Source organism: Aequorivita vladivostokensis (assembly GCF_000952855.1).
In the GTDB taxonomy this organism is placed as follows: domain Bacteria; phylum Bacteroidota; class Bacteroidia; order Flavobacteriales; family Flavobacteriaceae; genus Aequorivita; species Aequorivita vladivostokensis.
Window position 1 is genome coordinate 64,130 of the sequence record NZ_JSVU01000009.1, and the last position, 24,822, is coordinate 88,951.

23 protein-coding genes are annotated in these 24,822 nt (G+C 41.6%); 8 read left to right on the top strand and 15 right to left on the bottom strand.

Features of this window, described 5'->3' with window-relative positions; translation table 11 throughout:
- Positions 1-123: 123 nt before the first annotated feature.
- The 8 genes from MB09_RS13000 to MB09_RS13035 form a co-directional block, all read right to left on the bottom strand.
- A complete protein-coding gene (locus MB09_RS13000) occupies positions 124-558 on the bottom strand; it encodes a hypothetical protein (protein WP_052671396.1) in 435 nt (144 codons plus the stop codon).
- A gap of 214 nt (positions 559-772) precedes the next feature.
- The gene (arfB, locus tag MB09_RS13005; protein ID WP_045081353.1) at positions 773-1,177 is read right to left on the bottom strand and encodes an alternative ribosome rescue aminoacyl-tRNA hydrolase ArfB; all 405 of its coding nucleotides are present in this window, start codon (positions 1,175-1,177) and stop codon (positions 773-775) included.
- On the bottom strand, positions 1,174-2,718 hold the full coding sequence (locus tag MB09_RS13010) for a DUF4301 family protein (protein WP_045081354.1): 1,545 nt from the start codon (positions 2,716-2,718) through the stop codon (positions 1,174-1,176). The genes arfB and MB09_RS13010 overlap by 4 nt, the downstream gene beginning before the upstream one ends.
- A 101-nt stretch (positions 2,719-2,819) precedes the next feature.
- Complete coding sequence (locus MB09_RS13015; RefSeq protein ID WP_084709128.1) at positions 2,820-3,350, bottom strand: AAA family ATPase; 531 nt, start codon at positions 3,348-3,350, stop codon at positions 2,820-2,822.
- Complete coding sequence (gene pnuC, locus MB09_RS13020) at positions 3,347-3,985, bottom strand: nicotinamide riboside transporter PnuC (RefSeq protein WP_045081356.1); 639 nt, start codon at positions 3,983-3,985, stop codon at positions 3,347-3,349. The genes MB09_RS13015 and pnuC overlap by 4 nt, the downstream gene beginning before the upstream one ends.
- Entirely contained in the window at positions 3,969-4,229 is a 261-nt protein-coding gene (locus tag MB09_RS13025) for a thiamine-binding protein (protein WP_045081418.1), read from the bottom strand. Before MB09_RS13025 ends, pnuC begins: the two co-directional genes overlap by 17 nt.
- Positions 4,230-4,386: 157 nt before the next feature.
- Positions 4,387-5,103: a phosphoglycerol geranylgeranyltransferase gene (locus tag MB09_RS13030; RefSeq protein WP_045081357.1), complete on the bottom strand. Its 717-nt coding sequence runs from the start codon at positions 5,101-5,103 to the stop codon at positions 4,387-4,389.
- 3 nt (positions 5,104-5,106) lie between these two features.
- Complete coding sequence (locus tag MB09_RS13035; protein WP_045081358.1) at positions 5,107-5,742, bottom strand: 4'-phosphopantetheinyl transferase family protein; 636 nt, start codon at positions 5,740-5,742, stop codon at positions 5,107-5,109.
- Between the two features lie 93 nt (positions 5,743-5,835).
- Here MB09_RS13035 and ahcY point away from each other — a divergent pair, with 93 nt between their 5' ends.
- From ahcY to MB09_RS13055, 4 genes are all read left to right on the top strand, one after another.
- A complete protein-coding gene (gene ahcY / locus MB09_RS13040) occupies positions 5,836-7,152 on the top strand; it encodes an adenosylhomocysteinase (RefSeq protein ID WP_045081419.1) in 1,317 nt (438 codons plus the stop codon).
- Between the two features lie 107 nt (positions 7,153-7,259).
- Positions 7,260-7,730 (top strand): very short patch repair endonuclease, encoded by a 471-nt coding sequence (locus MB09_RS13045; protein ID WP_045081359.1) that lies wholly within the window; start codon positions 7,260-7,262, stop codon positions 7,728-7,730.
- Positions 7,723-8,862 (top strand): methionine aminotransferase, encoded by a 1,140-nt coding sequence (locus tag MB09_RS13050; protein WP_045081360.1) that lies wholly within the window; start codon positions 7,723-7,725, stop codon positions 8,860-8,862. The genes MB09_RS13045 and MB09_RS13050 overlap by 8 nt, the downstream gene beginning before the upstream one ends.
- Positions 8,863-8,914: 52 nt before the next feature.
- The gene (locus MB09_RS13055) at positions 8,915-9,691 is read left to right on the top strand and encodes an amidohydrolase (protein WP_045081361.1); all 777 of its coding nucleotides are present in this window, start codon (positions 8,915-8,917) and stop codon (positions 9,689-9,691) included.
- Here MB09_RS13055 and MB09_RS13060 read toward each other — a convergent pair.
- Complete coding sequence (locus MB09_RS13060; RefSeq protein WP_052671397.1) at positions 9,678-11,282, bottom strand: Ig-like domain-containing protein; 1,605 nt, start codon at positions 11,280-11,282, stop codon at positions 9,678-9,680. The genes MB09_RS13055 and MB09_RS13060 overlap by 14 nt on opposite strands.
- Positions 11,283-11,361: 79 nt before the next feature.
- A complete protein-coding gene (locus MB09_RS13065; RefSeq protein ID WP_045081362.1) occupies positions 11,362-12,024 on the bottom strand; it encodes a ComF family protein in 663 nt (220 codons plus the stop codon).
- Between the two features lie 83 nt (positions 12,025-12,107).
- Between MB09_RS13065 and MB09_RS13070 the strand changes: the two genes are divergently transcribed.
- Together MB09_RS13070 and MB09_RS13075 are read left to right on the top strand one after the other, a co-directional pair.
- Positions 12,108-12,995: a hypothetical protein gene (locus MB09_RS13070; RefSeq protein ID WP_045081363.1), complete on the top strand. Its 888-nt coding sequence runs from the start codon at positions 12,108-12,110 to the stop codon at positions 12,993-12,995.
- A gap of 141 nt (positions 12,996-13,136) precedes the next feature.
- The gene (locus tag MB09_RS13075; protein ID WP_045081364.1) at positions 13,137-14,675 is read left to right on the top strand and encodes a glycine--tRNA ligase; all 1,539 of its coding nucleotides are present in this window, start codon (positions 13,137-13,139) and stop codon (positions 14,673-14,675) included.
- Positions 14,676-14,722: 47 nt separating this feature from the next.
- On the opposite strand, the gene MB09_RS13080 is transcribed toward MB09_RS13075, so the two are convergent.
- Positions 14,723-15,091: a hypothetical protein gene (locus tag MB09_RS13080; RefSeq protein ID WP_045081365.1), complete on the bottom strand. Its 369-nt coding sequence runs from the start codon at positions 15,089-15,091 to the stop codon at positions 14,723-14,725.
- Between the two features lie 36 nt (positions 15,092-15,127).
- Positions 15,128-18,592, bottom strand: coding sequence for a hypothetical protein (locus MB09_RS13085; RefSeq protein ID WP_045081366.1), 3,465 nt, complete (start codon positions 18,590-18,592; stop codon positions 15,128-15,130).
- Positions 18,593-18,786: 194 nt separating this feature from the next.
- Here MB09_RS13085 and MB09_RS13090 point away from each other — a divergent pair, with 194 nt between their 5' ends.
- On the top strand, positions 18,787-19,590 hold the full coding sequence (locus tag MB09_RS13090) for an exodeoxyribonuclease III (protein WP_045081367.1): 804 nt from the start codon (positions 18,787-18,789) through the stop codon (positions 19,588-19,590).
- 44 nt (positions 19,591-19,634) lie between these two features.
- On the top strand, positions 19,635-20,672 hold the full coding sequence (locus MB09_RS13095) for an NADP(H)-dependent aldo-keto reductase (protein ID WP_045081368.1): 1,038 nt from the start codon (positions 19,635-19,637) through the stop codon (positions 20,670-20,672).
- 69 nt (positions 20,673-20,741) lie between these two features.
- Here the strand turns inward: MB09_RS13095 and MB09_RS13100 are convergent, their stop codons facing one another.
- The 3 genes from MB09_RS13100 to radA all read right to left on the bottom strand — a co-directional run bounded on the left by MB09_RS13100 (position 20,742) and on the right by radA (position 24,779).
- Entirely contained in the window at positions 20,742-22,106 is a 1,365-nt protein-coding gene (locus tag MB09_RS13100; RefSeq protein ID WP_045081369.1) for an acyl-CoA dehydrogenase family protein, read from the bottom strand.
- Positions 22,107-22,172: 66 nt separating this feature from the next.
- Positions 22,173-23,306: a M23 family metallopeptidase gene (locus MB09_RS13105; RefSeq protein WP_045081370.1), complete on the bottom strand. Its 1,134-nt coding sequence runs from the start codon at positions 23,304-23,306 to the stop codon at positions 22,173-22,175.
- A gap of 111 nt (positions 23,307-23,417) precedes the next feature.
- Positions 23,418-24,779 (bottom strand): DNA repair protein RadA, encoded by a 1,362-nt coding sequence (gene radA, locus MB09_RS13110; RefSeq protein ID WP_045081371.1) that lies wholly within the window; start codon positions 24,777-24,779, stop codon positions 23,418-23,420.
- Positions 24,780-24,822: the final 43 nt, after the last annotated feature.

Consider the following 24,822-nt stretch of genomic DNA (forward strand, 5'->3'; position numbering starts at 1 on the left):
ATATTTTGTGAGACCGTAAAAATAGTGAGTATATGGCTGGGCAAACTTTAAATTTATCATAAAAAAAGGCGCCCAATTTATGGACGCCTTTCCCAGAAGTATTGAATCTAAAATACCTGCAGCTTACTGCTTCTTTAATTCATTTTTAATCCACTCGCCTTTTGCGTTTGCATACACCGTTGCTTTTTTGGCATCGGCAGTGGCAAGTTCGATTTTATAGTCTCCCTGTGCATTCACATAAGCCTTAGAAATAGTGGCACCGCTAAAATCCTTAGCTACGGCATCTTGAACGGTTTGTGGCACTTCAGAAGCCTTTACTTCTTTATAGTCTTGGGCAACATCAGCTGCTGCGATTTCAGCAGTTTCGGCATCTGTTGCAACTGTAGCTTCGGTTTCAACAACAGCATCGACATCTTGGGCAGCTTCAATTCTGCTTTCCACTTGCGCTTCAACGGCAGTTTGTTTTTGCTCGTTCATAGCAGTTGGCTCTTTATCTTGCGCGGTTGCTGCGGTTAAACCTCCCAATACGATTGCTGTGCTTAAAATTAACTTTTTCATTGTTTTTTGTTTTTAAAAAATTATTTATTCGTTTCTAAGTTTGTTTGTTGCCTTGTATATAGAAAAAGTAGTGCCATAGAAAATATGGAACAGAAAAAACCAGCAAATAACTACAAAACAGCTGTTTAAGGAATATTCTATTGTTTTGAATTTTAAGAAAAGTGTGTAACGGAAAGAACAGTTGTATAAAAATTACACAGTTTTTGTATAAGCACTATTCAATTTTTGGTGGTTTGCGATTGGATTTTTTTAAAGCGTTCTCTTTTTTGGATTTCAAACGTCTTTCAATCGCGCCTTTTGAAGGTTTTGTTTTTTTTCGCGGTTTTGCGACTTTAAGGTTTTTTTGAAGCAATTCAACAAGCCTTTCAATAACGATTGCTTTGTTGCGGTACTGGCTTCGGGTTTTGCCACATTGCAGGGTAATTATCCCTTCGGAAGAAATTTTTGTGGAAAGTTTGTTGTGGATTCGTTCCTTTTCAGTTTCCGAAAGTGCTTCGGAAGTTTCCAAATTAAAGGACACCTCAACTTTTGAAGCCGTTTTGTTCACGTGCTGCCCGCCCGGCCCACTGCTGCGGATGGCTTTAAAGGAAAGTTCAGAAATTAATTGCTCCGTGTTCATTGCGGTTGGTGTACAGGGTTCAAAAGGTCGTTTACCGTTTTTACGGGATTGAAGGTGATGAGCGGTATTTCCACGAAAACCGTGTTCCAGTTTGCCATCGCGCCGTTCCAAAGTCCGGGCAACTCCAGTGCTTTTATGGGTTTGCCATTATAAGATTTATTCGAAATAAAACCCGCATCGGGGTCAGAAAACTGAAGCAAATCATACTTTTCGCCTTTATAATTTCGCAGGCCGCAGACCAAATCCACCGGATTGAAATGTGTGGCCTTTTCAACCAATTCCCTTTGTTGCGGATTATTGGTATCAATCTGGCTCATTTCCACGATTTGATAGGAAAGGTGTCCGTTCTTGTCTTTTATAAGAAATGGGCCGCCGCCGGGAGCACCCGTATTTTCAACCACACCGCAAACGCGGATGGGCCGTTCGAGGGCTTTTAAAATTTCCTCTTTATATATAGGAGTGTTTTTTATGAAAAGTTCTCGGGAAATAAAGTCCGAAGCGTTTTTCAAAACTTCTTCCGCCCCGGCGGACAGGTCAGAAGGATTTGCAGCGTGAAGTTTTTCCACAAAACCGAAGATTTTTTGCTGCAATGAAAGCAATTTTCCGGCGAGCACTTTTTTCTGAAAAGCGATGGTTTCCACATAATTTTGCGAAACCACGTTGTCAATATTTTTTATGAAAACGATGTCGGCATCCACTTCATTCAAATTTTCCAAAAGCGCGCCGTGCCCGGACGGACGAAAAACCAAATCGCCATTTTCATCTAAAAAAGGTTTGTTTTCAAGGGTTGCGGCAACTGTATCGGTTTCCTTTTTCTGAAAGGAATATGAAATATTGAACTTTACGCCTGTTTTATTTTCAATGGTTTCCTGAATTTCATGGTATCGTTTTTTAAACTTTTCCTCGTGTTCCGCGGAAACCGTAAAATGTAAATTGGCTATACCGTTCGCGCTTGCATAAAATGCTGCTTCATACAATTGCTCGCCAAAAGCGGTAACATAATTTTCACCGTATTTGTGAAAAGGAACGAGACCTTTGGGCGTGTTGCTGAAATTCAGCCCGTTTTCTTCCAGCATTTCCTTTACAAAGAAATAGTAGCGTTTTCCTTTTTCGAAATTTTTAAAATCGGGGAATTTCGCTTCCAATTTATCTTTCACCAAAGGAGAAAAAGCAAATTGTTCGATTGAATCAAAAAAGATTTTTAAGTTCTTGTTTTCTCCCTTTTGAAGAAACGCATCGATGTCTTCATTTTCAAAATCATAAATCTCCAAAAACTGATGCAAAAACTTAAACATTCGCGTAGCAGCGCCCGAAGCTGGCACAAATTTCAGCAAATCAAGTTTGTCTTTTTCAGCTTCAAAAAGCGCTACAAAATGGTTTTGTTCCGTTTCTGAAAATACCGCAATGCCATTATCCGCTGAAGCTGGTTCAACTACATTTGCGAAGGGGATTCCTTCCATAAAAATTTCGAGTTGTCGCGTTACCTTAGCTTCGGAAAGCCCATGATTCTTTATTTGTTGTATGTTTTTTTCTGTAAACATTTTTGAATCCTAATTTTTTCTTTGTGTTCTCTGTGTCCCCGCATGCTGCGGGCAGGTTTGTGGTGATAAAACCACAGAGGCACAAAGGACACGGAGATTTTCTATCTATCCAATAAAGCGTCAATTATTTGAACTGCTTTTTTAAACCTCTGCTCCTCGTTTCCCTTTAAAATTTTATACGGGAAACCTTGTTTTTTCAATTCGGCCTCGAAAATACGAAACATTTCCTCGCGGTTGTTTGGACGGTCGCGCAAAATATCCGGCTCCCAAGGCGTGTCAACATAGGTCAAAAGATAGATGCTGTAATTGGCTTTGGTTGCTTCGGTTTTTATTTCCGAAGGACAAAATCCGTCGTAATAATATTCCGAATAGACCTTTAGTTCGAGCAAATTCGTATCGCAAATCAGCAGATTTTCAGCCTTTTGCGAAGCTTCTTTTTCAAGTTGCAATTGCCCTTTTGCAATGGGAATTAAATCTTCCTTTTCAACCAATTTCTTTTCGGAATCCCACTTTTTTTGAAGGTATTCCCGCATATATTCCGGCACCCAAAGCGTTTTGTAATGCGCCGCCAATTGTTTTGCCAAGGTAGTTTTGCCAGTAGATTCGGGACCGTATAAAACTACTTTAATCAATTCAGCAGACTGGTTTCGGGTATGTTTAGGTTTCTTTTCCACGCGCGGTATCCGTATATTGAAATAACGACAAAAAGCATAAATTGGAAGGACGTAAAAATCAATCCCTTATAAAAATATAGGGGTATCGAAATTACATTTCCCACCAGTAAAAAAAGCCAATTTTCTAATTTTTTACGAGCCAATAGCCACATTGCCACAAAAAAGAGCGCGGTAGTTAGCGTGTCCACATAAGCAGTCCAACTGGTCCATTTCTCGAAAATTTCATAAATAATATAAATAAAAAGCAAAGTAGCCACAAAAATCAAAAGGCTGATTTTCTTTTCTTTTGGAGTTGTAATGGTTATTGGCGTATAATGTTCGGCATCAACTTTTCGGGTCCAGATGTACCAACCGTAAATACTCATTGAAAAGTAGTACGCATTTATTATCAAATCGCCCAAAAGTCCGTAATAGGCTAATATATAGACAAAAATGGCGGTGCTCAAAATTCCGGTTGGATAAATAAGAATATTGTCCATTTTGGAAAACCAAGCACTGGCCAAGGCCAGTATTACCGCAATGATTTCAAGGATTACGATATGCCTTGGCACCGCTTCGTATTGCTGAAATAGCCAATCAAAAATGGGGCTCATAGTCGCTGCGGTCTGATTTTACTATTTTGATGTAAAGCAAACCTCTTTCCACGGCTTCCAATGCGACTTTCATTTCCTTTTGCAGCAAATTCATCACCGCATCATAATCGCCGTAAACCTGTGTGCTTAGCGGATTTTCCAATACTGTAAGACCAGAGTTTCGAAGGCTTTTTATAAAATTGATTATTGCGGGTTCGTAATCGTCCTGTAACGGAGTTAGTGTGAGTTCTACTGAGATTTTCATTTTTTCATTTTTTTTCAAAACTACGATTTTAAAAAGTTTTCAGTCGCAGTCACAGTTTGCAGTTTTTGGAATTTGGTTTTTTAAGATTTGGAATTTATTCAAATGCCGTTCCCATCACAATCTCGTGGCTTCGGCTCCGCTCAGCCACCGAGACCGGTCATTGAGCGGAGTCGAAATGACTTTTTTCAAACGCCGTTCCCATCACAACCATATCCGCTCCAGCTTCGTAAGCGGTATTGTTTTGTGCTTCGGTTTTTATTCCGCCGCCAACTATTAAAGGGATGTTGATAGCTTTTTTTACTTCGGAAATAATTTCGGGTTTTACGGGAAATTTTGCGCCGCTACCCGCTTCCAAATAAATAATTTTTGCCCCTATAAATTGGCCTGCCAATGCCGTATGCACAATGTTTTCAATATTTTCCTGCGGAAGGGGTTCAGTATTCGTCACTTTTGAAACTGCCGAACCATTGCCGCCATCAATCAAAATGTAACCTGTGGAAATAATTTCCAATGAACTATTTTTCAATTTTGAAATGGACTTTATCTGTTGTCCCACCAAATACTCCGCGTTCCGCCCAGAAAGCAACGTTAAAAACAAAAGCGCATCGGCAAAGTGCGTAATATGCGACCAGTCGCCGGGAAATAGAAAGATTGGCAATTTTGTTGCGACTTTCAACGCTTTTACGGTTGCTTCGGTTTCGCCATTTGCAACGGTGCTTCCACCCACAAAAAGATGGGTGGTTTGCTTCGGTATTTTTTTCAGAAAAGAATCGGTTTCAGAACTATTGAATTTATCTGGGTCAATCAAAATGGCGAGCTGCCTTTCCTTTTCGGCTATCGATTTCAGAAGATTTTTATAAAAAATGTCTTCCATCTGCTATTTTTCAGAAATAAGGGCATAGGCACAAGTGAATTCCTCAAACTCCAGAAAATCTACATCGTATGTTTGTTCCTTGTCCTCGTAAGTCACCGTAGCAGTGGTTTTGGTGTCATCGAGTCTAAAGTCTTCCACATAAATATGTTCCAAAAAGCTCACGCCTTTTTCGGCAAAACTTTTATAAAGTGATTCCTTCGCACACCAAACGATTGTCAGTTTTCGCATTAGGGCGTCTTCATTGGCGATGGTTCGGTATTCTTCGATTGGAGTGAATTTATGCGCTATTTTTAGGATTTTGTTGCGCTGCTTTTCAATGTCTATTCCCACTTCAATATCGCTAATGATTATCGCCGCAAAATTGAAGGAATGGGTAATGGAAATATGCTTATCGCCCGTTAAATGGGGCTTTCCGTTTTCGTCATAATACAAATCCTGGTCCGTATATCCTTCCAGAGCCATCAAATGCCGAATGCTCATAAACCCGCGACGGTGCAGGTCGCTTTTCATATTGTTTACTCGGTTTGCACAATTTTGGGTCAATTGGATTCCTTCGGAAAGTGCTTCAAAAGACTCTTCAATCTTCCAAATGAAGACTTTAGTGTGGGGATTTACTGTTATAGTTTTGTAAAGTGGCATAAACTTTTAAAGGATATTGTGTACTTTTGCGGACTGAAAAACAGAAATTATTTTTAACAAATGCCCGCTTTTAAGGGTATAAATATAACAAATATGTCAACGAAAACTGTGCCTTACACGGCGTTTAAAGTAAAAGATATTTCCCTGGCAGACTGGGGAAGAAAAGAAATTGAGCTTGCCGAAGCGGAAATGCCGGGGCTTATGAGTTTGCGTGAAGAATACGGAGACGAGCAGCCTTTGAAAGGTGCGCGCATTGCGGGATGTCTTCACATGACCATTCAAACCGCGGTGCTTATTGAAACTTTAGTTGCATTGGGGGCCGAAGTTACTTGGAGCTCCTGCAACATTTTCTCTACACAAGATCACGCTGCCGCTGCAATTGCTGCCGCTGGAATTCCGGTCTATGCTTGGAAAGGGATGACCGAGGAGGAATTTGACTGGTGCATTGAGCAAACGCTTTTCTTTGGCGAGGACCGCAAGCCGTTGAATATGATTCTTGACGATGGTGGCGATTTAACCAATATGGTCTTGGACAAATATCCAGAGCTTGCCGCTGGCGTAAAAGGTATTTCTGAAGAAACTACCACCGGTGTTCACCGTCTTTACGAGCGCGTGAAAAAAAGAACCTTGCCAATGCCGGCTATAAACATTAACGATAGCGTTACCAAAAGTAAATTCGACAACAAATACGGTTGCCGCGAAAGTGCCGTTGATGCCATCCGCCGTGCTACTGACATTATGATGGCAGGAAAACGTGTGGTTGTTTGCGGTTATGGCGATGTGGGCAAAGGAACTGCCGCTTCGTTTAAAGGTGCGGGAAGTATCGTTACCGTTACCGAAATTGACCCCATTTGTGCGCTACAAGCTGCAATGGACGGATTTGAAGTAAAAAAATTGGAAACCGTTGTTGGCAATGCTGATATTGTAATTACGACAACTGGAAACAAAGACATTGTTCGCGGAGAGCATTTTGAAGCGATGAAAGACAAAACCATCGTTTGTAACATTGGGCATTTTGACAATGAGATTGCTGTAGCTTGGTTGAAGAAAAACCACGGCAACACCCATGTTGAAATTAAGCCACAGGTGGATAAATACACCATCAACGGAAAGGACATTATCCTTCTGGCCGAGGGCCGTTTGGTAAACCTTGGTTGTGCTACGGGTCACCCAAGTTTTGTGATGAGCAACAGTTTTACCAACCAAACTTTGGCGCAAATCGAGCTTTGGAAAAATGGCGAAAACTATGAAAACGAAGTTTATATGCTTCCAAAGCATTTGGATGAAAAGGTTGCGAAACTTCACCTTGAGAAAATCGGGGTTGAACTTACCGAGCTTACTGAAGAACAAGCCGAATACATTGGCGTTACTGTTGAAGGGCCGTTTAAGCCTGAGTATTATAGATATTAGACGTTAGATTTTAGACCTTAGATTGAAACCCTTGCAACTGTGTGAGGGTTTTTTTATTGAAAAATATTTAACTTTTAAAAAGCCAAGATTATTCATACTTTAAGTGAATGATTTATGAAGAAGAAAAAATAAAAGTCCCAAGATTCAATGAAGAATCCGGCTTCTACACCACAAAAAAGCGCTCAAAAATGATGGGCAAAATTCGTGGGAAGAATACCAAGCCGGAACTGCTCTTTAGAAAAGCGCTTTGGAAAAAAGGTATCCGGTATCGCGTGGATAGCAAAATACTGCCAGGAAAACCCGATGTTTCCATCCAAAAATACAAACTTGCCATTTTTATTGACGGCGAGTTTTGGCACGGTTACAATTGGCCCGAAAGAAAGGAGACTTTAAAAAGCAACCGCGGTTTTTGGATTCCAAAAATAGAACGAAATATGCAGCGCGACCGCGAAGTGAACAAACAACTCGAAGAAATGGGCTATACCGTGTTTCGGTTTTGGACCAGCGAAATAAAGAACAACCTCAACAAATGCATCAACGATATTTTGGTGTATATAAATACTGGACAAAATGATTAACTCAAAATTACCCAATATTGAAACCTCCATCTTCGCCAAAATGAGCAAAATGGCGGCAGACCACAACGCCTTAAACCTCTCGCAGGGATTTCCAAATTTCCCCAGCGACCCCGCTTTAAATGCCCTGGTGGACCAAGCGATGAGCGACGGTTATAACCAATATGCCCCAATGCCCGGAGATTTTGGGCTGCGGATGGAAATTTCAAAGAAAATCGAAACTCTCCACGACCGTTTTTATAATCCCGAAACCGAAATCACGATTACTGCGGGAGCCACACAGGCTATTTTCACAATAATCGCGGCTACAATTAGCAAGGGGGATGAAGTGATTATTTTCACCCCAGCTTATGATTGTTACGCGCCAACAGTGGAATTGTTCGGCGGAAAGATTGTCCCAATTCAACTTAAACCTCCTTTTTATAGTGTGGATTGGCAGCAAGTTGCGGATATGATTTCTTCCAAAACGAAAATGATTATCATCAACTCGCCACACAATCCAAGTGGGATGCTGTTTTCAAAAGAAGATATGCTCGAATTACAAGATTTGGCAGAAAAAAATGATTTGTTGGTTTTAAGCGATGAAGTTTACGAACACATCATTTTCGATGGCAATGTGCATCAAAGTGCATCGAAATTTGAAGCTTTGGCGGAGCGAAGTTTTGTAACGGCTTCCTTCGGAAAAACATTCCACAATACGGGCTGGAAAATGGGCTATTGCGCCGCTCCTGAAAACTTGATGAAGGAATTTCAAAAAGTGCATCAATTCGTAGTTTTCTGCGTAAACCACCCCATCCAAAAAGCATTGGCAACTTACTTAAAAGACGAAAATCATTATTTGAAACTTTCGAATTTCTATCAGCAAAAGCGCGATTTTTTTCTGCATTTAATGGAAGGTTCCAATTTCAAAATTGTTCCTTCAAAAGGCACGTATTTCCAAATGCTCGATTTTTCGGAAATTTCAACTGAAAACGATATCGCTTTCGCGGAAAGACTTACGAAAAAACACAAGATTGCGACCATTCCCACTTCTGTTTTCAACGAAGGCAGAAAAGATTTTAAACAGATTCGGGTTTGCTTTGCCAAAACCGATGAAACGCTTGCGGAAGCTGCAAAAATCCTTCGCGAATTATAGGATTATTTTGTATGTTGGTATTAAAAGGAAACCGTACTTTTAAAAGAAAAAAATGAAAACCGATTTAAAAATAACGCTTGTTCAAAGTGAACTAATTTGGGAAAACGCATCGGCCAACAGGGAATTGTTTTCAAAAAAATTCCAAACCTTTGAAGGGGAAACGGATTTGATAGTCCTGCCCGAAATGTTCACTACCGGATTTTCGATGAATGCCAAAAAACTTGCCGAACCCAATGACGGCGAGAGTTTAAACTGGATGATTTCCGAAGCCCGGAAACACAACTGCGCCATTACCGGCAGCGTGATTATTTCAGAAAATGACAAATTCTATAATCGCCTCTTTTTCGTTTTGCCCGATGGCACTTATGAAAAATACGACAAAAAGCACACCTTCACCTTGGCGAAGGAAAATGAAACATACACCGCAGGTAACGAGCGTTTAATCGTAAATTTCAAAGGCTGGAAAATCTGCCCGCTTATTTGTTACGACCTGCGTTTTCCCGTGTGGTCCAGAAATACTGAGGATTATGACGTTTTAATTTATGTAGCCAACTGGCCAAAAGTGCGTACCGTTGCTTGGGATACGCTGCTTCGCGCACGCGCCATTGAAAATATGAGCTACTGCGTGGGCGTAAACCGCGTGGGTTTTGACGGCAATGATCACGAATATGTGGGCCATTCGGCGGTTTATGATGTTTTGGGAAAACAGGTTTCCCCTTCCGCTTTTGATGAGTTTATTGAAACCGTAACTTTATCCAAGGAGCACATTGAGAGCAACCGGAAGCATTTACAGTTTTTGAATGATCGCGATAAATTTACTTTAACCTAAAAGTTTCATTCAAGCTCCAATTGGCACGTATTTCGAGTTGCGTAGGGTAATAGATAATTCGCTCGGGCTCCCTGCGGTTTAGGAAGCTGCCGGGGTCCCACCTCCCGTTTTCATTGGTATCGTAAATAATTCTGAGGAAATATTTATTCGGCGAAAGCGCTTCGAAAAACACCTCCCTATTTTCCGAAAGATATTCTGAGGTTACCAAATTGTATTTGGCATCCAATAACTGCACAATTACGGGAAACCGTTCCACATTTTGCAAGCTAAGGTTCAAGGTGCCGTAATCGCTTTCCAATCGGGTGTTTACGTTAAAAGTGAGGGTGTCATTCGTCTTCTCAAAAAAATCTGTCAGCGCTCCTGGAAAGAGTTTTATCAGATAGCTTTGGTCTTCGGTTTTTGGAAAAGATACTTCGGCCCAGTTGTACTTTTTATTTAGTTTAACAGTCGTTTCAACAAAAGAAGAATCTTTCGCCATTACTTGAAATTGTTCGGCATCAAAGGTTACAAGCGGCGTATTGGCGCGCAGTTTAAAAGTATCCTTCAATTTTAAGGTTCCGGTTTTCAATGCAGAAATAGTCAATGAATCTTTAAATAGCTCGCGCATTCGCACGGTAGCGGTATCAATAAAACTTCCGTTAGTCACTTTAAAAATCAGTGAATCTGTTTCAATGGCAGGCTTAAACCAATAATGCAATGTGTCCTTTTTTTCATCTTTAAAAACTGCGGAAGTATACTCTTCTTGCATTTCAGAAAGCATTTCAATATTTAAAGTGTCCGCACGACCCTCATACCCGAAAACGATATGGTTTTTACCTACTTGGCTTGCCCTTCCAAACTTATATTCGGGTGTTTCCTTAAAAAGTGTGAGCGTATAAGTTGAATCTGTGGGGAGAGTAATCAGTTCTCTCTCAAAACCTATTTTGTCGTTTTGCGGCTGAAAGATATAATCGTTGTTCTTTTCCTTCAATGCCAAAAGCAGGTATTTTCCTTCCTTTAAATTGGTGAGTTCAAAAACTCCCGTACTGTCTTTGGTAACGGTTATGTAAGTTGGTTTTTCAGAATAAATAATGGAGTCGGTAAAAGTTTCATTTACTTCATAAAGCATTACAGTGGTTGGAATTTCCGGGGCAATAAACTCTGCATCCCTCACCCGTCCCGAAAGTTTTAGACTGTCAATATAACTCCCCGTGGAAAAAATGTATTTGTAGTAATCAAACTTGTTCTCCTCATTATTGTCCACAATACTGTTTCCAAAGTTGAAGGAATAGGTAGTGTTCGGCTTTAGCGTATCAAGTATCTTAATCTTTAGGGTTTTTGAGGTGCTCAGCGGCGTGATGATGGGCGCATACTTCATCGGTGGCGAAATGATGAGCTCTTTGTTTACATCCTTCAGTTTTATGTATTCATCAAACCTGATTTCTATTTCGTCGCCCGTAAAATTAGTGGTGTAATTCTCTGGACTGCTCCTTACAATTACTGGGGGAATGGTATCCCGCGGCCCGCCCGATGGAGATCCTTTTTTTGCACAGTCAACGAATGACAAAATCATCAAAAAAGCTATGGGAATGTAAAGCAGGCGGTGTTTCACTTAGTATTCTTTAAAATTTTGTGGCGCTGCGGCGCGGGTTCAAAATTAAACAATATGTAGCAACAATTTACAAATAACTTTAGGCTACTGCAATTGTGGCGATGCTTATACTTACATTTTCACCTTTCAGCAGTTGGAGCGCGCATTTTTCCAGTGTGGCGCCCGTGGTTATTATATCGTCAACCAATAAAACGTGCTTGTTATTTATTGCTTCCAGATTTTGGATTGAAAAAACCTCTTCGGCCTCAAAACGCAGTATTCGGGTTTTGAAAACCTGTGAGCCCGATTTTGAAATTTTTATCAAAACATCGTCGCGGTAGGGAACATCCAAGGCTTTTGCTATTTCATTTCCAAAACCTTCCACTTGGTTAAACCCACGCTTTTTCAATTTCTGTTTGTGGAGCGGGACCGGAATCACCAGATCTATTTCTTTATAGCAATCAATTTCAGATAATTCTGCTCCTAACCATTTTCCGAAGAAATAACTTATTTCCTTTCTGCCCCTGTATTTTAGGTTGTGCAGCAATTGCTGTGTCAAACCCCTTTTCTGAAAATACGCCAAGGCCGTGGCATTTTGCACCAGAAATCTTCCGTAGAATTTATCTTTTAGGCCGGAGTTTCCTGTTTTGTGAAATGAAGCGATGGGCAGCGAATGGACACATTCAGTACATAATACATCTTCCTGTTTCAGCAATTGTTGCTTACAGCCTGCGCAAACCTTCGGAAACAGTAGATTTAACATATTTTAAGAATTTTTACCATTTTGTAAACGTTTGTTAAAGAAATACCTACCTACTTTTACCACCTAAACTTAACTTATTAATTATGAGTACTGAAAACGAAAACAATAGTGGCAAATTCAAGATTCTGATTGGGGTTCTTTCAGTCTTGCTTATTGCGCTGGCCGTCTATACTGTTACCCTCTTTAACGATAGTAAAAATACGGTATCAAATCTAGAGATGCAAAAGGCAGACATTGAGCAGGAACTTGAAGGACTGATTGCCAATTATGATGAAGTTATCAAGGATAATGAATTGAAAGATAAAGACCTATTGGCTGCCCGAGAGCGAATTACCATTCTATTAGATTCAGTGAAAGATGCCCAAGCCAATGTGGCCCTTATTGCGAGATACAAAGCTGAAGTGGGAAGACTTAAGCAGGAACGTGCCATGCTTTTTAAACGTGCCGATAGTTTGATTGCCGCAAACCAACGACTGGCTATGGAACGCGACAGCACCTCGACCGAGCTTCAAAACACACGAATGGTGGTAGATTCGGTAAGCCAAGAAAATATGGCCATGAACGAAACCATTAAAAAAGGATCTATCGTAAAAGCAACCGACCTTCGCGGAGAAGCGGTAATCATTAGAAACAGCGGAAAAGTGGTTGATACCAAACGCGCCAGCCGAGCCGATAAGATTAGAGCCTGCTTTACTTTGGCGCCCAACGCAATCGCACAAAAAGGTGATAGAACTTTATATGTTCAGGTTATAAACCCCCGCAATAAAATGATGGGCGATGATGCTGTAAAGCAATTTGAAGAAAAAAACATCAACTATAGCAGCTCCACGAACGTATTTTATGAAAATGATGAACTGGACGTATGCATTTTGGTAAATTCCAAGGAATCCGATCTTATAGAAGGACGCTACACCATCAATCTTTTTGACGGTCCAAATTTAGTTGGAACCACTACCATGGAGCTTAAATAAAGGCTCGTTAATTTCCTTGAATAAGGAAGTTGATTTCAGAAATAGACTTTAAAACCATTGCTTTATGGGCAATGGTTTTTTCTTTGTAAAAAAACACGTTCCCATCTTCGGGAGTTAAGGGGCATTTCCTATTTTTGCGCTATGGCAAACAACGACGATCAATTTAAGAAAGTAGTCTCCCACGCAAAGGAATATGGCTATATTTTTGCATCCAGCGAAATCTACGACGGCCTCAGCGCGGTATATGATTATGCCCAAAATGGTGTAGAACTCAAGAAAAACATTCGCGAATACTGGTGGCGAAGCATGGTCTATATGCACCAGAATATTGTGGGAATTGATTCCGCAATCCTGATGCACCCCACAACCTGGAAGGCTTCCGGCCACGTTGATGCTTTCAACGACCCGTTGATTGACAACAAGGATTCCAAAAAACGCTACCGAGCCGATGTGCTTATTGAAGATTACGCCGAAAAGCTGAACCAAAAAGCCCAAAAGGAAATTGAAAAAGCCAAAGGCCGTTTTGGCGATAGCTTTGACGAAGCGCAATTTGTAGCTACAAATCCACGTGTTGTAAGATATCTTGAAGAACAGCGCACCGTTTTGGAACGCATGGCCCGTTCGCTTGAAAAGGAAGACTTGGCAGATGTAAAGGCTTTGATCGAAGAACTTGGAATTGCCGATCCCGAAACCGGTTCAAAAAACTGGACAGAGGTGCGACAGTTCAATTTAATGTTTGGCACCAAACTGGGCGCTTCCGCCGAAAACGCCATGGATCTTTACCTCCGCCCGGAAACCGCCCAAGGTATTTTCGTGAACTTTCTGAACGTGCAAAAAAGCGGAAGGATGAAAATTCCTTTCGGAATCGCACAAACGGGGAAAGCCTTCCGCAACGAAATTGTTGCGCGACAGTTTATCTTCCGTATGCGCGAGTTTGAACAGATGGAAATGCAATTTTTTGTACGCCCGGGCGAAGAGCTGAAATGGTATGAATACTGGAAAGAAACCCGATTAAAGTGGCACCTTTCGTTAGGTATGGGTGAAGAAAACTATCGTTTCCACGATCACGAAAAATTGGCGCATTACGCGAATGCCGCGGCAGATATTGAATTCAACTTTCCTTTCGGTTTCAAAGAATTGGAGGGAATCCATTCCCGCACCGATTTCGATTTAAAGGCACACGAAAAATTCTCTGGAAAAAAACTCCAATTCTTCGATCCGGAACTCAATGAAAGCTACGTACCCTACGTGGTTGAAACCTCAATAGGCCTTGACAGAATGTTCCTTGCCGTTTTGAGCAATTCGCTACAGGATGAAACTTTGGAGGATGGAAGCGTGAGAACCGTTTTGAAACTTCCGGCTATTTTGGCACCCGTAAAAGCTGCGGTTTTACCTTTGGTGAAAAAAGACGGTCTGCCCGAAATTGCCCAAGAAATAATTGACGAACTTCAGTGGGATTACAACGTAATCTATGACGAAAAAGATGCCGTGGGAAGACGCTACCGTCGCCAAGACGCAGCTGGAACGCCATTCTGCATTACCGTGGACCATCAAACTATTGAAGACAATACCGTAACGATTCGTTATCGCGACACTATGGAACAGGAACGAATCTCTATTGCAGAGATTTCAGAAAAAATGAAGGAAACCATTTCGTATAAAAACTGGCTTTCCGAATAATTTTTTTAAGTGGTTAATTCTATATTTTGAAGGAGGAGGATATTTGGTTATCCTCCTTTTTTTATGTCAACTATTTCTGCGGGGGTTGCTTTATCACATCGGTTCATTCTTCGTAAGCCGTTAAATTTTATCCATACTTTCTGTCCGTCCACTTTAAATTTTTCCTCCAAATTGATGGGATCCAAATAGTAAAATTCCATTTTATCGCCCGGCATCTGTATCGTGTACGGGCAGTCGCCTTCCTTGTCGGAATATACAATTGTCCCCAACATATAACCCTCCTCTATTAATTTTTGTGGATCAACAGTTTCTTCCGTGGAAGTTGTTTCCTCTGTTGAAGTATTCTGGGTTTGCTTTTTCGTGGAACCACAGGAAAGAATTATTGTCGAAAAGAATACAAGAATCGTTTTTAACATAAAATCGCTTTTAAATGATTTATGAAGATACAAAAATTAAAAATACGCCCGCAACTGAATACTGCCCGTATGGATCGTTTTGGTAGTTTCGCTTTTTCTGCCAAAATAGGAAAGATTGGCATCCAAATATTTCGTGATCCGTTTTTGAAAAAGCAAACGCCATGTAAAATTGGTGCCGGGTTGCAAGCCTTCCAACATTTGGTAGGCCACTGGCGAAAATGGACTGCCCTCAAACTTATTGGCGATATAATTGAATTCCCCATTTATCGAAATTTTTTCGGCATTGGTATATGCGAAAGAAAAACCTAATGTTTGCTGGTTCAACTTTTCCATCTCGCCCAATTGGTTGTCTTGGTTTGCAAATTCATAAAAAACATCAAATCGCGTTTGTTGGCTCAATAAATAGGAAATTTTTGGATTGAATTCATAGGAATCGAGACGGTAATTTCTATTCGCAAAATTTTCCGAAAGGCTTTCATTGCTGCCCGTTGCGCCCTTTAAATTCAACAGCCAGCTTTCCCAAAATTTATGGTTGAAGTTGAGTTGGTGACTTTTCAGATTATTTCGTTGTAAACCCACAGCGAGCAGATTATCTGCCGAAGTAGATATAAAAGTATAACTCGTAGTGAAATGCTGTTTTCCGCGGTTAAAAAATAGCGCATTTCGAAAATTAAGCGTCAATCCCAGTTGGTCATCGCCGCCATCTTCAAACGGATTGATGTTGAAACCGTCGTTTTTCCGCTTCACTTTTCGGTCCAAAACATAGGAAGTCTGATTGTAAAAATGTGAAAGTACCTTTTTGAACCCTTCTTTATTCGACCAGTTTTGCGGATTCAGCGTAAGGATTTGACTGAACTTATTCTGCCGGATTTTTATAAAAACCTGATTGGGAAGCAACACCCGAATATATTCGGCTTGGTCCTGAAACTGCGCCACTTCAAATTCCTCCAATTCCTGAATGCCGTTGTTGTTGTAATCAATCCAAGTGTAAACGCCCTGCCCCGGCTCGGTTTTTACATAGGTAAATTCCTGCTGCGGAATCACTCCGTTGTTGGACTCCAATGCGGTATTTAAACGAATTCCGCCGTCAAACAGTGCTTGGTTGTAAATAATGCGCGAGTTGAGCGAACGTTCGGTCTCCCGCTTGTCGATGGTTACGGGCAGCGTATCGTTTGGGTCAATACCCGTTCCCGAATTGGGTTCGTATTTCAGCGTTCTGTAATTTGCAAAGGCCGAAAGCTGCGTGTTTTCAGTATTTATTAGTCGCGATTTTAAATAATAGGTGTTCGATGAATTTACCTTTTGCAGCATATTGTTCCGAACGCTGTCATTCACCCGAAACTGATAGCCCGCCTCAACAAAAACCTTCGTACTGTCGCCAATGCCAGAAAAAGCCTCGAATGCCGCGAATTTCTGGCTGATGGGCGAAATGCTATCGCGGGAAACATCCTTAATCTGGTTGTCTTCCATAGCCACTTTGCCGCCCACCCATGCCTTTTCAAAAGAATAGGTAGTCGTGTTGTTCAGTCTGATAAATTTGGAGGAAATGGAATCGGCTTTGCTGTTCAGAAAACTGCCGTAGGTCTGCAATCGCAAGTTTTTAAGTTTTATTGCTGAAGAAATCACGTGCCGCGTACCGTTGAAATTTTCAGAATAATTCAAATTTTGGAATTCATAGCGCCCGCCGCCGATTTTCGGGTGTGAGACCTCCACGCCCGATATTACAAAACTTTGATTGCCCATCGGGTTGATAAGGTTCCAATCGCGGTTGAATTCAATATTATATAATCTTTCGATGGTCCTAAAGTCTTTTTGAACAAAATCCAACGAGCCGAAACCGTCAATTTTTAAAGTATCGGCCGTGGTCAACAAACGCTGTTTAAATGCCAACCTTCCCGCGAAACCATCATTATTGTTGTCGTCAATATCACTAAAAAGGTTGAGGTCGTTTTGGCTGCCCGCAACCTCAAAATCGATACGCGTCTTTTCCGAAGGGTGAAAGCTTCCGTTCACACCGCCCACCTGCAATTTTACGGGAGCGTTCAGCCGAATAACCGGCGCATAATTGCCCTGCGGAATACCGTTTTCAGGCGCTACATATTCAAAAATTCGGCTGATGGCGTTAGTCTCACTAATCACATAATCGCCGTTATTGGGTCCTACTAATGAAAACCGCACGCTGAAAAGTTCATCTTCGGGATTGCTTGAAAACACGAAAACTTCCTCTCCATTGATGATTTCCTTTTTATAGAGAATTTTGTTTTCGGAATACGTATCGGGCACGGCCGACGGGGCTGTCATCAAATCCTTATCATCGCCCGCGGCCTGTAAAATAGCCACCTGTTCTTCGGTGAGATTTTGTTGCAAAGGTTGGTTTTTTGCGTCGTTTTCAGAATAAACATATACGCCCAAATCAAGGTTTTCACTGGTATAATTCCCCCCGCCGTAGCCAATAAAACGCGTATAACTTCTATCAGTATATTGATATTCCACAGAAATGCGCATATTGCTGGTTATGGGATAGGTTGGGTTGAATTTTATCTCGCCCGCGTTGTAATCTATTACGTAATCCTCGTTTTCGCCGCGTTTCAAAAGGAGACCGTTCACATAAACCCTTTCACTACCAGAAACCACCAAAATGTAGAGTTCGCCATTGGGACCGACCAATTTGTACGGCCCTTGGTTTCCCTCTTGCCCAATAAATTCACTTTTCGCAAAAACACCGCGCACCAAGGCCCCGGAAGCATAGGCCGAGATTTTTGAACCATCTTCATTATTGAACGTTCCGCCAAGAGATATGCCCTGTACTTTTTTGGTAAATCTGCCGAAATAGCTATTGCTGTTCTGCAGATCGATATCGCCTGCGCGGATGTTCCAATTATCGCCAAAAAGTTCGATGAATATCTGGTCAAATTCATTCAGACTTTGGGAGTAGCCGCCTTCCTGCGTAGGAATATTGGCATCCTGAATCGATGCCCGAATGGAAACTTTCTCGCTCAACTTTCCTGTAATCTGAAGGTCAAGTTCGCTGTTCACCACTGCGTTTTGATTGTTCCCAATGGTAATGCCGCGCGAAATACTCCCCGAAGTATTCAACCCATCAAAAGGGGTAAATGTGCTTTTATTGGTGCTTTCGTCGAGCGAATACAACTTATCGATTTGCCCCGTGTTTTCAACAATAATTTTTGGGTCGATGGCGAAATATTCCCGCGTTAAAAATTCCGGATACTGCAAATATTGAATGGTAAGCGAATCCTGCTGTTGCTGCAATTCTTCGGTAAAAATTATGATTCCTTTTTTGAAGTCTATTCTATAACTGAAAGGGCTTGGCGAATTTCCATCTTTGTCAAGTATTGCGAACCGTTTCGGATTAATGCCCAAGCTGTCCAAAACCACGGTATCTTTCACCGCAACCTTCTTCTCTTTATAATTTGAAGTAATGTCCTGCGCATAGCCAGCGGCTATAAGAAAAAAGAAAAAGACTAACGGGTATAACTTCATCAACTATAAAACTAAACACTTGGGTTTTTATTTTGTCGGATATTTTTTGATAACCTTTTTGGAAATGGTTAGCGTAAAAATACAATCTTATTTACTTTAGCTACTCATATTATCTCGGTGTACTCTGTGCCTCTGTGGTAAAAATATTCCAACCACAAAGGCACAAAGAGCACAGAGAATTAATTCTTTAAGATTTGAAAATCATTTCATACAACGTAAACGGAATCCGCGCCGCGATGCGCAAAGGCTTTATCGATTGGTTGAAAGCCGCAAACCCGGATGTTATCTGCCTTCAGGAAACAAAAGCCAATTTCGACCAAGTGGAAATCGAGGAAATTGAAAAAGCAGGTTACCCCTATCATTATTGGTACAGTGCCATAAAAAAGGGTTACAGTGGAGTGGCGATCCTTTCAAAAATAAAACCGAACCATATAGAATACGGCACCGGCATTGAATATATGGACGCCGAAGGAAGAAACATCCGCGTAGATTTTGACGATGTTTCGGTGATGAGCCTGTATTTGCCAAGCGGCACAAATATTGACCGTTTGGAGCACAAACTTACCTATATGGCCGATTTTCAGAAATATATTGACAAGCTGAAAAAGGAAATTCCAAACTTGGTAATCTGTGGCGATTACAACATTTGCCACGAAGCGATTGATATTCACGATCCCGTCAGAAATAAAAATGTTTCCGGTTTTTTACCCGTTGAACGGAAATGGCTGGACGGATTTATGAAAAGTGGATTTATTGATAGTTTTCGTCATTTCAACAAAGAACCGCATAATTACACCTGGTGGAGCTACCGTGCCAACGCCAGAAACAACAACAAGGGTTGGCGAATAGATTACAATTTGGTCTCGAAACCGTTATTGGATAACCTAAAACGAGCCGTAATCCTGCCCGATGCAATGCACAGCGACCATTGCCCGCATTTGGTGGAACTCGAATTCCCGCGAAGGCGGGAATCCCGTGAACCAGAACTAAAAGATTAACCTTTTTACCAAATAAAAAGATTCCCGCCTGCGCGAGAAATGCTATGAAATACACAACCCTCCCAAATACAGATTTAAAAATTAGCAAACTCTGCCTTGGCACCATGACTTGGGGCCAGCAAAATACCGAAGCCGAAGCCCACGAACAGTTGGATTTCGCCATTGAAAAAGGCATCAATTTTATTGACTGTGCCGAAATGTATCCCGTGCCCGCAAATCCAAAAACACAGGGAAGAACGGAAACTTACATCGGCAATTGGTTTGCGAAACGGAAAAATAGGGAAGAGCTGGTTTTGGCCACCAAAATTGCAGGCCCGAGCCGTTCGATGGACCACATTCGCCAACCGTTGGATTTCAGCAAAAAATCTTTGGAGGATGCCATTAATAAAAGTCTGAAACGTTTGCAAACAGATTATATCGATTTGTACCAGTTGCATTGGCCGGAGCGCAACACCAATTATTTTGGGCAGCGTGATTATAACCATAAGGATGATGAAAGTTGGAGCGATAATTTTGCTGAAGTTTTAAATGATTTGGAAAGTTTTGTAAAAACGGGAAAAATCCGCCACATCGGACTTTCAAACGAAACGCCATTCGGTGTAATGCGTTGCCTGGAAGAATCTCGAAAAGGAAAGTTGAAAATTGTTTCAGTTCAAAATCCTTATAATTTGGTGAATCGGAAAGATGAAATAGGTTTGAGTGAAATACTTCAGCGGGAAAATATTGGTTATCTACCCTATTCGCCCTTAGGCTTTGGAACGCTCAGCGGAAAATATTTAAACGGAACCGCTGATGAAAATTCGCGTATAAATCAGTTTAAACAATATACCCGTTACAGCAGCAAACCCGCATTGGAGGCCACTGAAAAATATTATGAAATCGCCAAAAAACATAATTTGAGTTTTGCACAGATGGCGTTGGCTTTTATTCTTCAGATGAAATTTGTGACCGCGCCAATTATTGGCGCCACTTCCATCGAGCAACTTTCAGAAAATATTGGAAGCATCAACGTTTCGCTTTCCAAAGAAATTTTAAAGGAGATTGATGCCGTTCACAACCAAATTCCTAATCCGGCACCTTAGTCCCCCTGCCCCCCTAAGGGGGAACTCTTGCACTACTCCTCCCCTTCGGGGAGGTCGGGAGGGGCTTTTTTACACAAACGCACTATAACCAGTAATTGCTCGACCCACAATCAACGAATTGATTTCCTTGGTTCCCTCGTAACTGTAAATAGCTTCGGCATCGGCTACAAAACGGGCAACGTCATATTCCAAAAGTATTCCGTTGCCGCCCATAACTTCACGGGCCTGGCTTACCACATCACGGGTTCGCATACTGCAGAATACTTTAGCCAAGGATGCATGTTCATCGGTAAGTAATCCTTCATCCTGCAATTCTGAAAGACGGAAACACAGGGTCTGCATTGCCGTGAGATTGGAAACCATTTCCACTAAATGATTTTGCACCAATTGATAGGAGGCAATCGGTTTTCCGAACTGTTCACGTTTTTTTGTGTATTTCAGCGCGGCTTCATAAGCACCTCTTGCGCAGCCCACGGCCTGCCAAGCTACTCCGGCCCGCGTCATTCGCAATACTTTGGCCGTATCTTTAAAAGAATCGCATTTTTGAAGTCGGTCGCTCTCGGGAATTCGGCAATCCGTCATTGTAATCAAAGCGTTTTGCACCGTGCGGAGCGCCATTTTGTTTTCAATCTTTTCGGCCTTAAAACCCGGATTTCCTTTTCGAACCAAAAACCCTTTTACTTGGTCGGAAGCTTCGTCACGCGCCCAAATTATTGTAACGTCTGCGAATGTTGCATTGCCAATCCATTTTTTTTGTCCGTTTAAAACCCATTCATCGCCTTCTTTTCTGCAAGTAGTCCCCAGACCGCCTGCAACTGCGGAACCAACTTCGGGTTCCGTAAGTCCAAAAGCGCCAATAAGTTCCATTTTTGCCATTTTCGGGAGCCATTCCTGTTTTTGCTCCTCGCTGCCGCAGATGTAGATGGAACCCATAGCCAAACCACTGTGCACGCCAAAAAAGGTAGAAATGGAAACATCCACCCGCGCCAATTCCATTGCAATAATTCCTTCCATAACGTAGGTTTCATAAGGCGTTCCGTAGCCATCATAGGTAAGTCCGCAAATGTTCAATTCAGCCATTTTCGGAATAATCTGAAAAGGAAATTCGGCTTTGTTCCAATATTCATTGGCAATCGGCTTTATTTCATCCTCCATAAAATTGCGCACTTTTATTTGAAGTTCGCGCTGTTTAGGTGTGAGTTTTAGCGCCATATCATAAAAATCGCCATCGATGGGCGGCAATTTGTGCTGCCCTTTTTTTCCGCCTTTATGTTTCAACATTTTCATCAATCCCGCCAATTGACGATCATCGAGTTCACCGACGGTTTTCATAATTTCTGAAAGATCTACTTTTTGCGAAAGTTTCCCCAACGCGTCAAGATCAATTTCTTTCATTAAATGGAGGGTCTGTTTTATTTTCGAAAAGATGGACATAATGGTTTTTTTGAGAATTGAATTCTAAAGATACCATTATGCGGTTTTCTTAAGGCTAAAAAAAAGTTAATTTGGAGGAAGCGGTGTTATCACGGTTTCGTTTACATAGCCTTTTAGGCTATCTGCAGTTTGAATGTGAAACCATTTTTGGTTTTTCCCCAAAACAATTATGGTGTCGTTCTTTTTCAGGCTTCCGAATTGTTTAAAAACCGAAGCAGGTCCTTTTCGAACGTCAGCTCTATTTTTTAATGTAATGGCTTTTGTTATTGCTGAGGGCATCTCGCTGGTTTGAATCTCTGTTTTTTTAATAAAGGAAAGCGGATTTATTGCACCTTTAGTTTTATAAATCCCGAAATGAAGATGCGGTTCGGTGGTTTTTGCATTGCCCGTATTACCTACAAAGCCAAGGGTATCCCCCATTTTCACCTTTTTTCCTTCGACAACGGCGATGCTATCCAGATGTGCATAATATATAGTTTTTCCAAAAAGGCCGTCTTTCAACCAAACTTGTTTTCCTCCCAAACCTCGTTCACCAGTGGAAGAAATTATTCCGTCACTTACAGCAATTACAGGTGTTCCTCGGTCTGCAAAAATATCTACTCCTTCATGGGAACGACTACCGGTATCGCGCGGATCTGCCCAAAAACTTTGAATGCTTTTATTATTTGCGCCGCTCACTGGAAACGCATAGATAGGTTCCGTATAAATTTTTAGCACGAAAGGGAATTGCAGTTTCATTTGTGGCTGGACAATAACTTTATAAAAACCCGAAGTTTCAATTTCCTGTGAGAGAAATGCTTTTTTGTCTTCGGAAGATTTCAAAAGTTTGAAAGATTTCAGGGAATCGGTTTTCGCCTTAAAAAGATCTACAAAGACCAAAGCGGAATCGGGCTGTTTCTCAACCTCAACTACAATCCGTTCACCTTCTTTCAACTGAATGTTATAGCTGTAAACGTTGAAATTTTCTTCGGAAAAAACGCCGCTTTCGGAATAGGGCAAGGTGATTTGAATACTGTCGCGTTTTGCGGTTTCAAAAGCATTTTTCCACCGAAGCAATAGCGAATCATTTTTTGAAAAGTTGCGTTCGTAGACCTCGCGGGCCGTGGGTTGCACGATTACATCGGCAGCTTTGCGCACTTGCTTGCAGCCAATGAATACCGTCCCGAAAAGGAATATGATAAAATAAATTCTCAAATTCATAGCGAAACTAAAATACTTAAAGTCCCCCAAACCCCCAAAGGGGGAACTCTTGCGTTAACCCCTCCCCATAGGGGAGGCTGGGAGGGGACTTTCTCTCTTCGGATTAAAAAGTTACCCAAAAAGATGGTGCACCACGTCGTGCACTTTTGCTACTTTAATGATATTTATGTGAAAATTTTGCTTCGGGATTTTGCAATATTTTGAAATAACGATGGAAGTAAACCCAAGTTTTTCGGCTTCCAAAATGCGTTGCTCCACACGGGTAACGGGGCGCACTTCGCCTGCGAGACCTACCTCAGCGGCAAAGCACAGGCGCTTGTCGATAGCAATGTCAATATTTGAGGAGAGTACCGCGGCAACTATCGCCAAATCTATTGCGGGATCGTCAACGGTTATTCCTCCGGTTACGTTCAAAAAAACATCTTTTGCGCCAAGTTTGAAACCTGCCCGTTTTTCCAAAACGGCGAGAATCATATTCAACCGTTTGGCGTTGTAACCTGTGGCGCTTCGCTGTGGCGTACCGTAAACGGCGCTGCTCACCAGGGCTTGAATTTCTATCATCAACGGGCGCATGCCTTCCAAAGTCGCGGAGATTGCCGTACCGCTTAAATCTTCGTCATTTTTTGAAATCAAAATTTCCGAAGGGTTTGAAACTTCTCTTAAACCGCTGCCCTGCATTTCGTAAATTCCCAATTCGTTGGTACTTCCAAAACGGTTTTTATTGGCACGGAGGATTCTGTAAATATGGTTTCGGTCGCCTTCAAACTGCAAAACCGTATCAACCATATGTTCCAAAATTTTTGGGCCGGCGATGTTTCCATCCTTGGTGATGTGGCCGATTAAAATTACTGGCGTTGCGGTTTCCTTTGCAAATTTTATAAGCTCGGCGGTAGTTTCACGAATTTGCGAAATGCTTCCGGCAGTGCTTTCAATATAATCTGTATGCAGGGTTTGGATGGAATCGATCACCACAATATCCGGTTCAATTTCTTCAATATTTCTGAAAATATTTTGTGTTTTTGTTTCGGTTAAAATGAAACAGTTTTCAGAAATAGGCTGGATTCGTTCTGCCCGCATTTTAATTTGCTGGGCACTTTCTTCCCCGGAAACATACAGCGTTTTATAGGGCAACTGAAGCGCAATTTGAAGCATCAAAGTACTCTTCCCAATTCCGGGTTCGCCGCCCAAAAGCGTTAATGAGCCGGGAACCAATCCGCCGCCTAACACGCGGTTCAGTTCGTTGTTTTTTGTATTCAACCGAGCTTCCGCTTGGGTTGAGATTTCAGAAATACGCTGTGGTTTTGCAACTCTTTTGGAAGTACCTTCGGAAGCTTTCCAACTCACCTTTTCGGCTTTTTGGATTACTTCCTCGGCAATAGTGTTCCATTCCTTGCAGGAATTGCACTGCCCCTGCCATTTGGCATATTGCGCGCCGCAGTTTTGGCAGAAAAATGTTGTCTTTGTTTTGGCCATAATAGTTTCGCTAAAATAAATATATTTACGCTACAAACCTTCG

What these genes read in the sequence shown, in the direction of transcription:
- MB09_RS13000 (WP_052671396.1), bottom strand. Translation starts at nt 558, where the DNA reads ATGAAAAAGTTAATTTTAAGCACAGCAATCGTATTGGGAGGTTTAACC.
- arfB (WP_045081353.1), bottom strand. Translation starts at nt 1,177, where the DNA reads ATGAACACGGAGCAATTAATTTCTGAACTTTCCTTTAAAGCCATCCGC.
- MB09_RS13010 (WP_045081354.1), bottom strand. Translation starts at nt 2,718, where the DNA reads ATGTTTACAGAAAAAAACATACAACAAATAAAGAATCATGGGCTTTCC.
- pnuC (WP_045081356.1), bottom strand. Translation starts at nt 3,985, where the DNA reads ATGAGCCCCATTTTTGATTGGCTATTTCAGCAATACGAAGCGGTGCCA.
- MB09_RS13025 (WP_045081418.1), bottom strand. Translation starts at nt 4,229, where the DNA reads ATGAAAATCTCAGTAGAACTCACACTAACTCCGTTACAGGACGATTAC.
- MB09_RS13030 (WP_045081357.1), bottom strand. Translation starts at nt 5,103, where the DNA reads ATGGAAGACATTTTTTATAAAAATCTTCTGAAATCGATAGCCGAAAAG.
- MB09_RS13035 (WP_045081358.1), bottom strand. Translation starts at nt 5,742, where the DNA reads ATGCCACTTTACAAAACTATAACAGTAAATCCCCACACTAAAGTCTTC.
- ahcY (WP_045081419.1), top strand. Translation starts at nt 5,836, where the DNA reads ATGTCAACGAAAACTGTGCCTTACACGGCGTTTAAAGTAAAAGATATT.
- MB09_RS13045 (WP_045081359.1), top strand. Translation starts at nt 7,260, where the DNA reads ATGATTTATGAAGAAGAAAAAATAAAAGTCCCAAGATTCAATGAAGAA.
- MB09_RS13050 (WP_045081360.1), top strand. Translation starts at nt 7,723, where the DNA reads ATGATTAACTCAAAATTACCCAATATTGAAACCTCCATCTTCGCCAAA.
- MB09_RS13055 (WP_045081361.1), top strand. Translation starts at nt 8,915, where the DNA reads ATGAAAACCGATTTAAAAATAACGCTTGTTCAAAGTGAACTAATTTGG.
- MB09_RS13065 (WP_045081362.1), bottom strand. Translation starts at nt 12,024, where the DNA reads ATGTTAAATCTACTGTTTCCGAAGGTTTGCGCAGGCTGTAAGCAACAA.
- MB09_RS13070 (WP_045081363.1), top strand. Translation starts at nt 12,108, where the DNA reads ATGAGTACTGAAAACGAAAACAATAGTGGCAAATTCAAGATTCTGATT.
- MB09_RS13075 (WP_045081364.1), top strand. Translation starts at nt 13,137, where the DNA reads ATGGCAAACAACGACGATCAATTTAAGAAAGTAGTCTCCCACGCAAAG.
- MB09_RS13080 (WP_045081365.1), bottom strand. Translation starts at nt 15,091, where the DNA reads ATGTTAAAAACGATTCTTGTATTCTTTTCGACAATAATTCTTTCCTGT.
- MB09_RS13085 (WP_045081366.1), bottom strand. Translation starts at nt 18,592, where the DNA reads ATGAAGTTATACCCGTTAGTCTTTTTCTTTTTTCTTATAGCCGCTGGC.
- MB09_RS13095 (WP_045081368.1), top strand. Translation starts at nt 19,635, where the DNA reads ATGAAATACACAACCCTCCCAAATACAGATTTAAAAATTAGCAAACTC.
- MB09_RS13100 (WP_045081369.1), bottom strand. Translation starts at nt 22,106, where the DNA reads ATGTCCATCTTTTCGAAAATAAAACAGACCCTCCATTTAATGAAAGAA.
- MB09_RS13105 (WP_045081370.1), bottom strand. Translation starts at nt 23,306, where the DNA reads ATGAATTTGAGAATTTATTTTATCATATTCCTTTTCGGGACGGTATTC.
- radA (WP_045081371.1), bottom strand. Translation starts at nt 24,779, where the DNA reads ATGGCCAAAACAAAGACAACATTTTTCTGCCAAAACTGCGGCGCGCAA.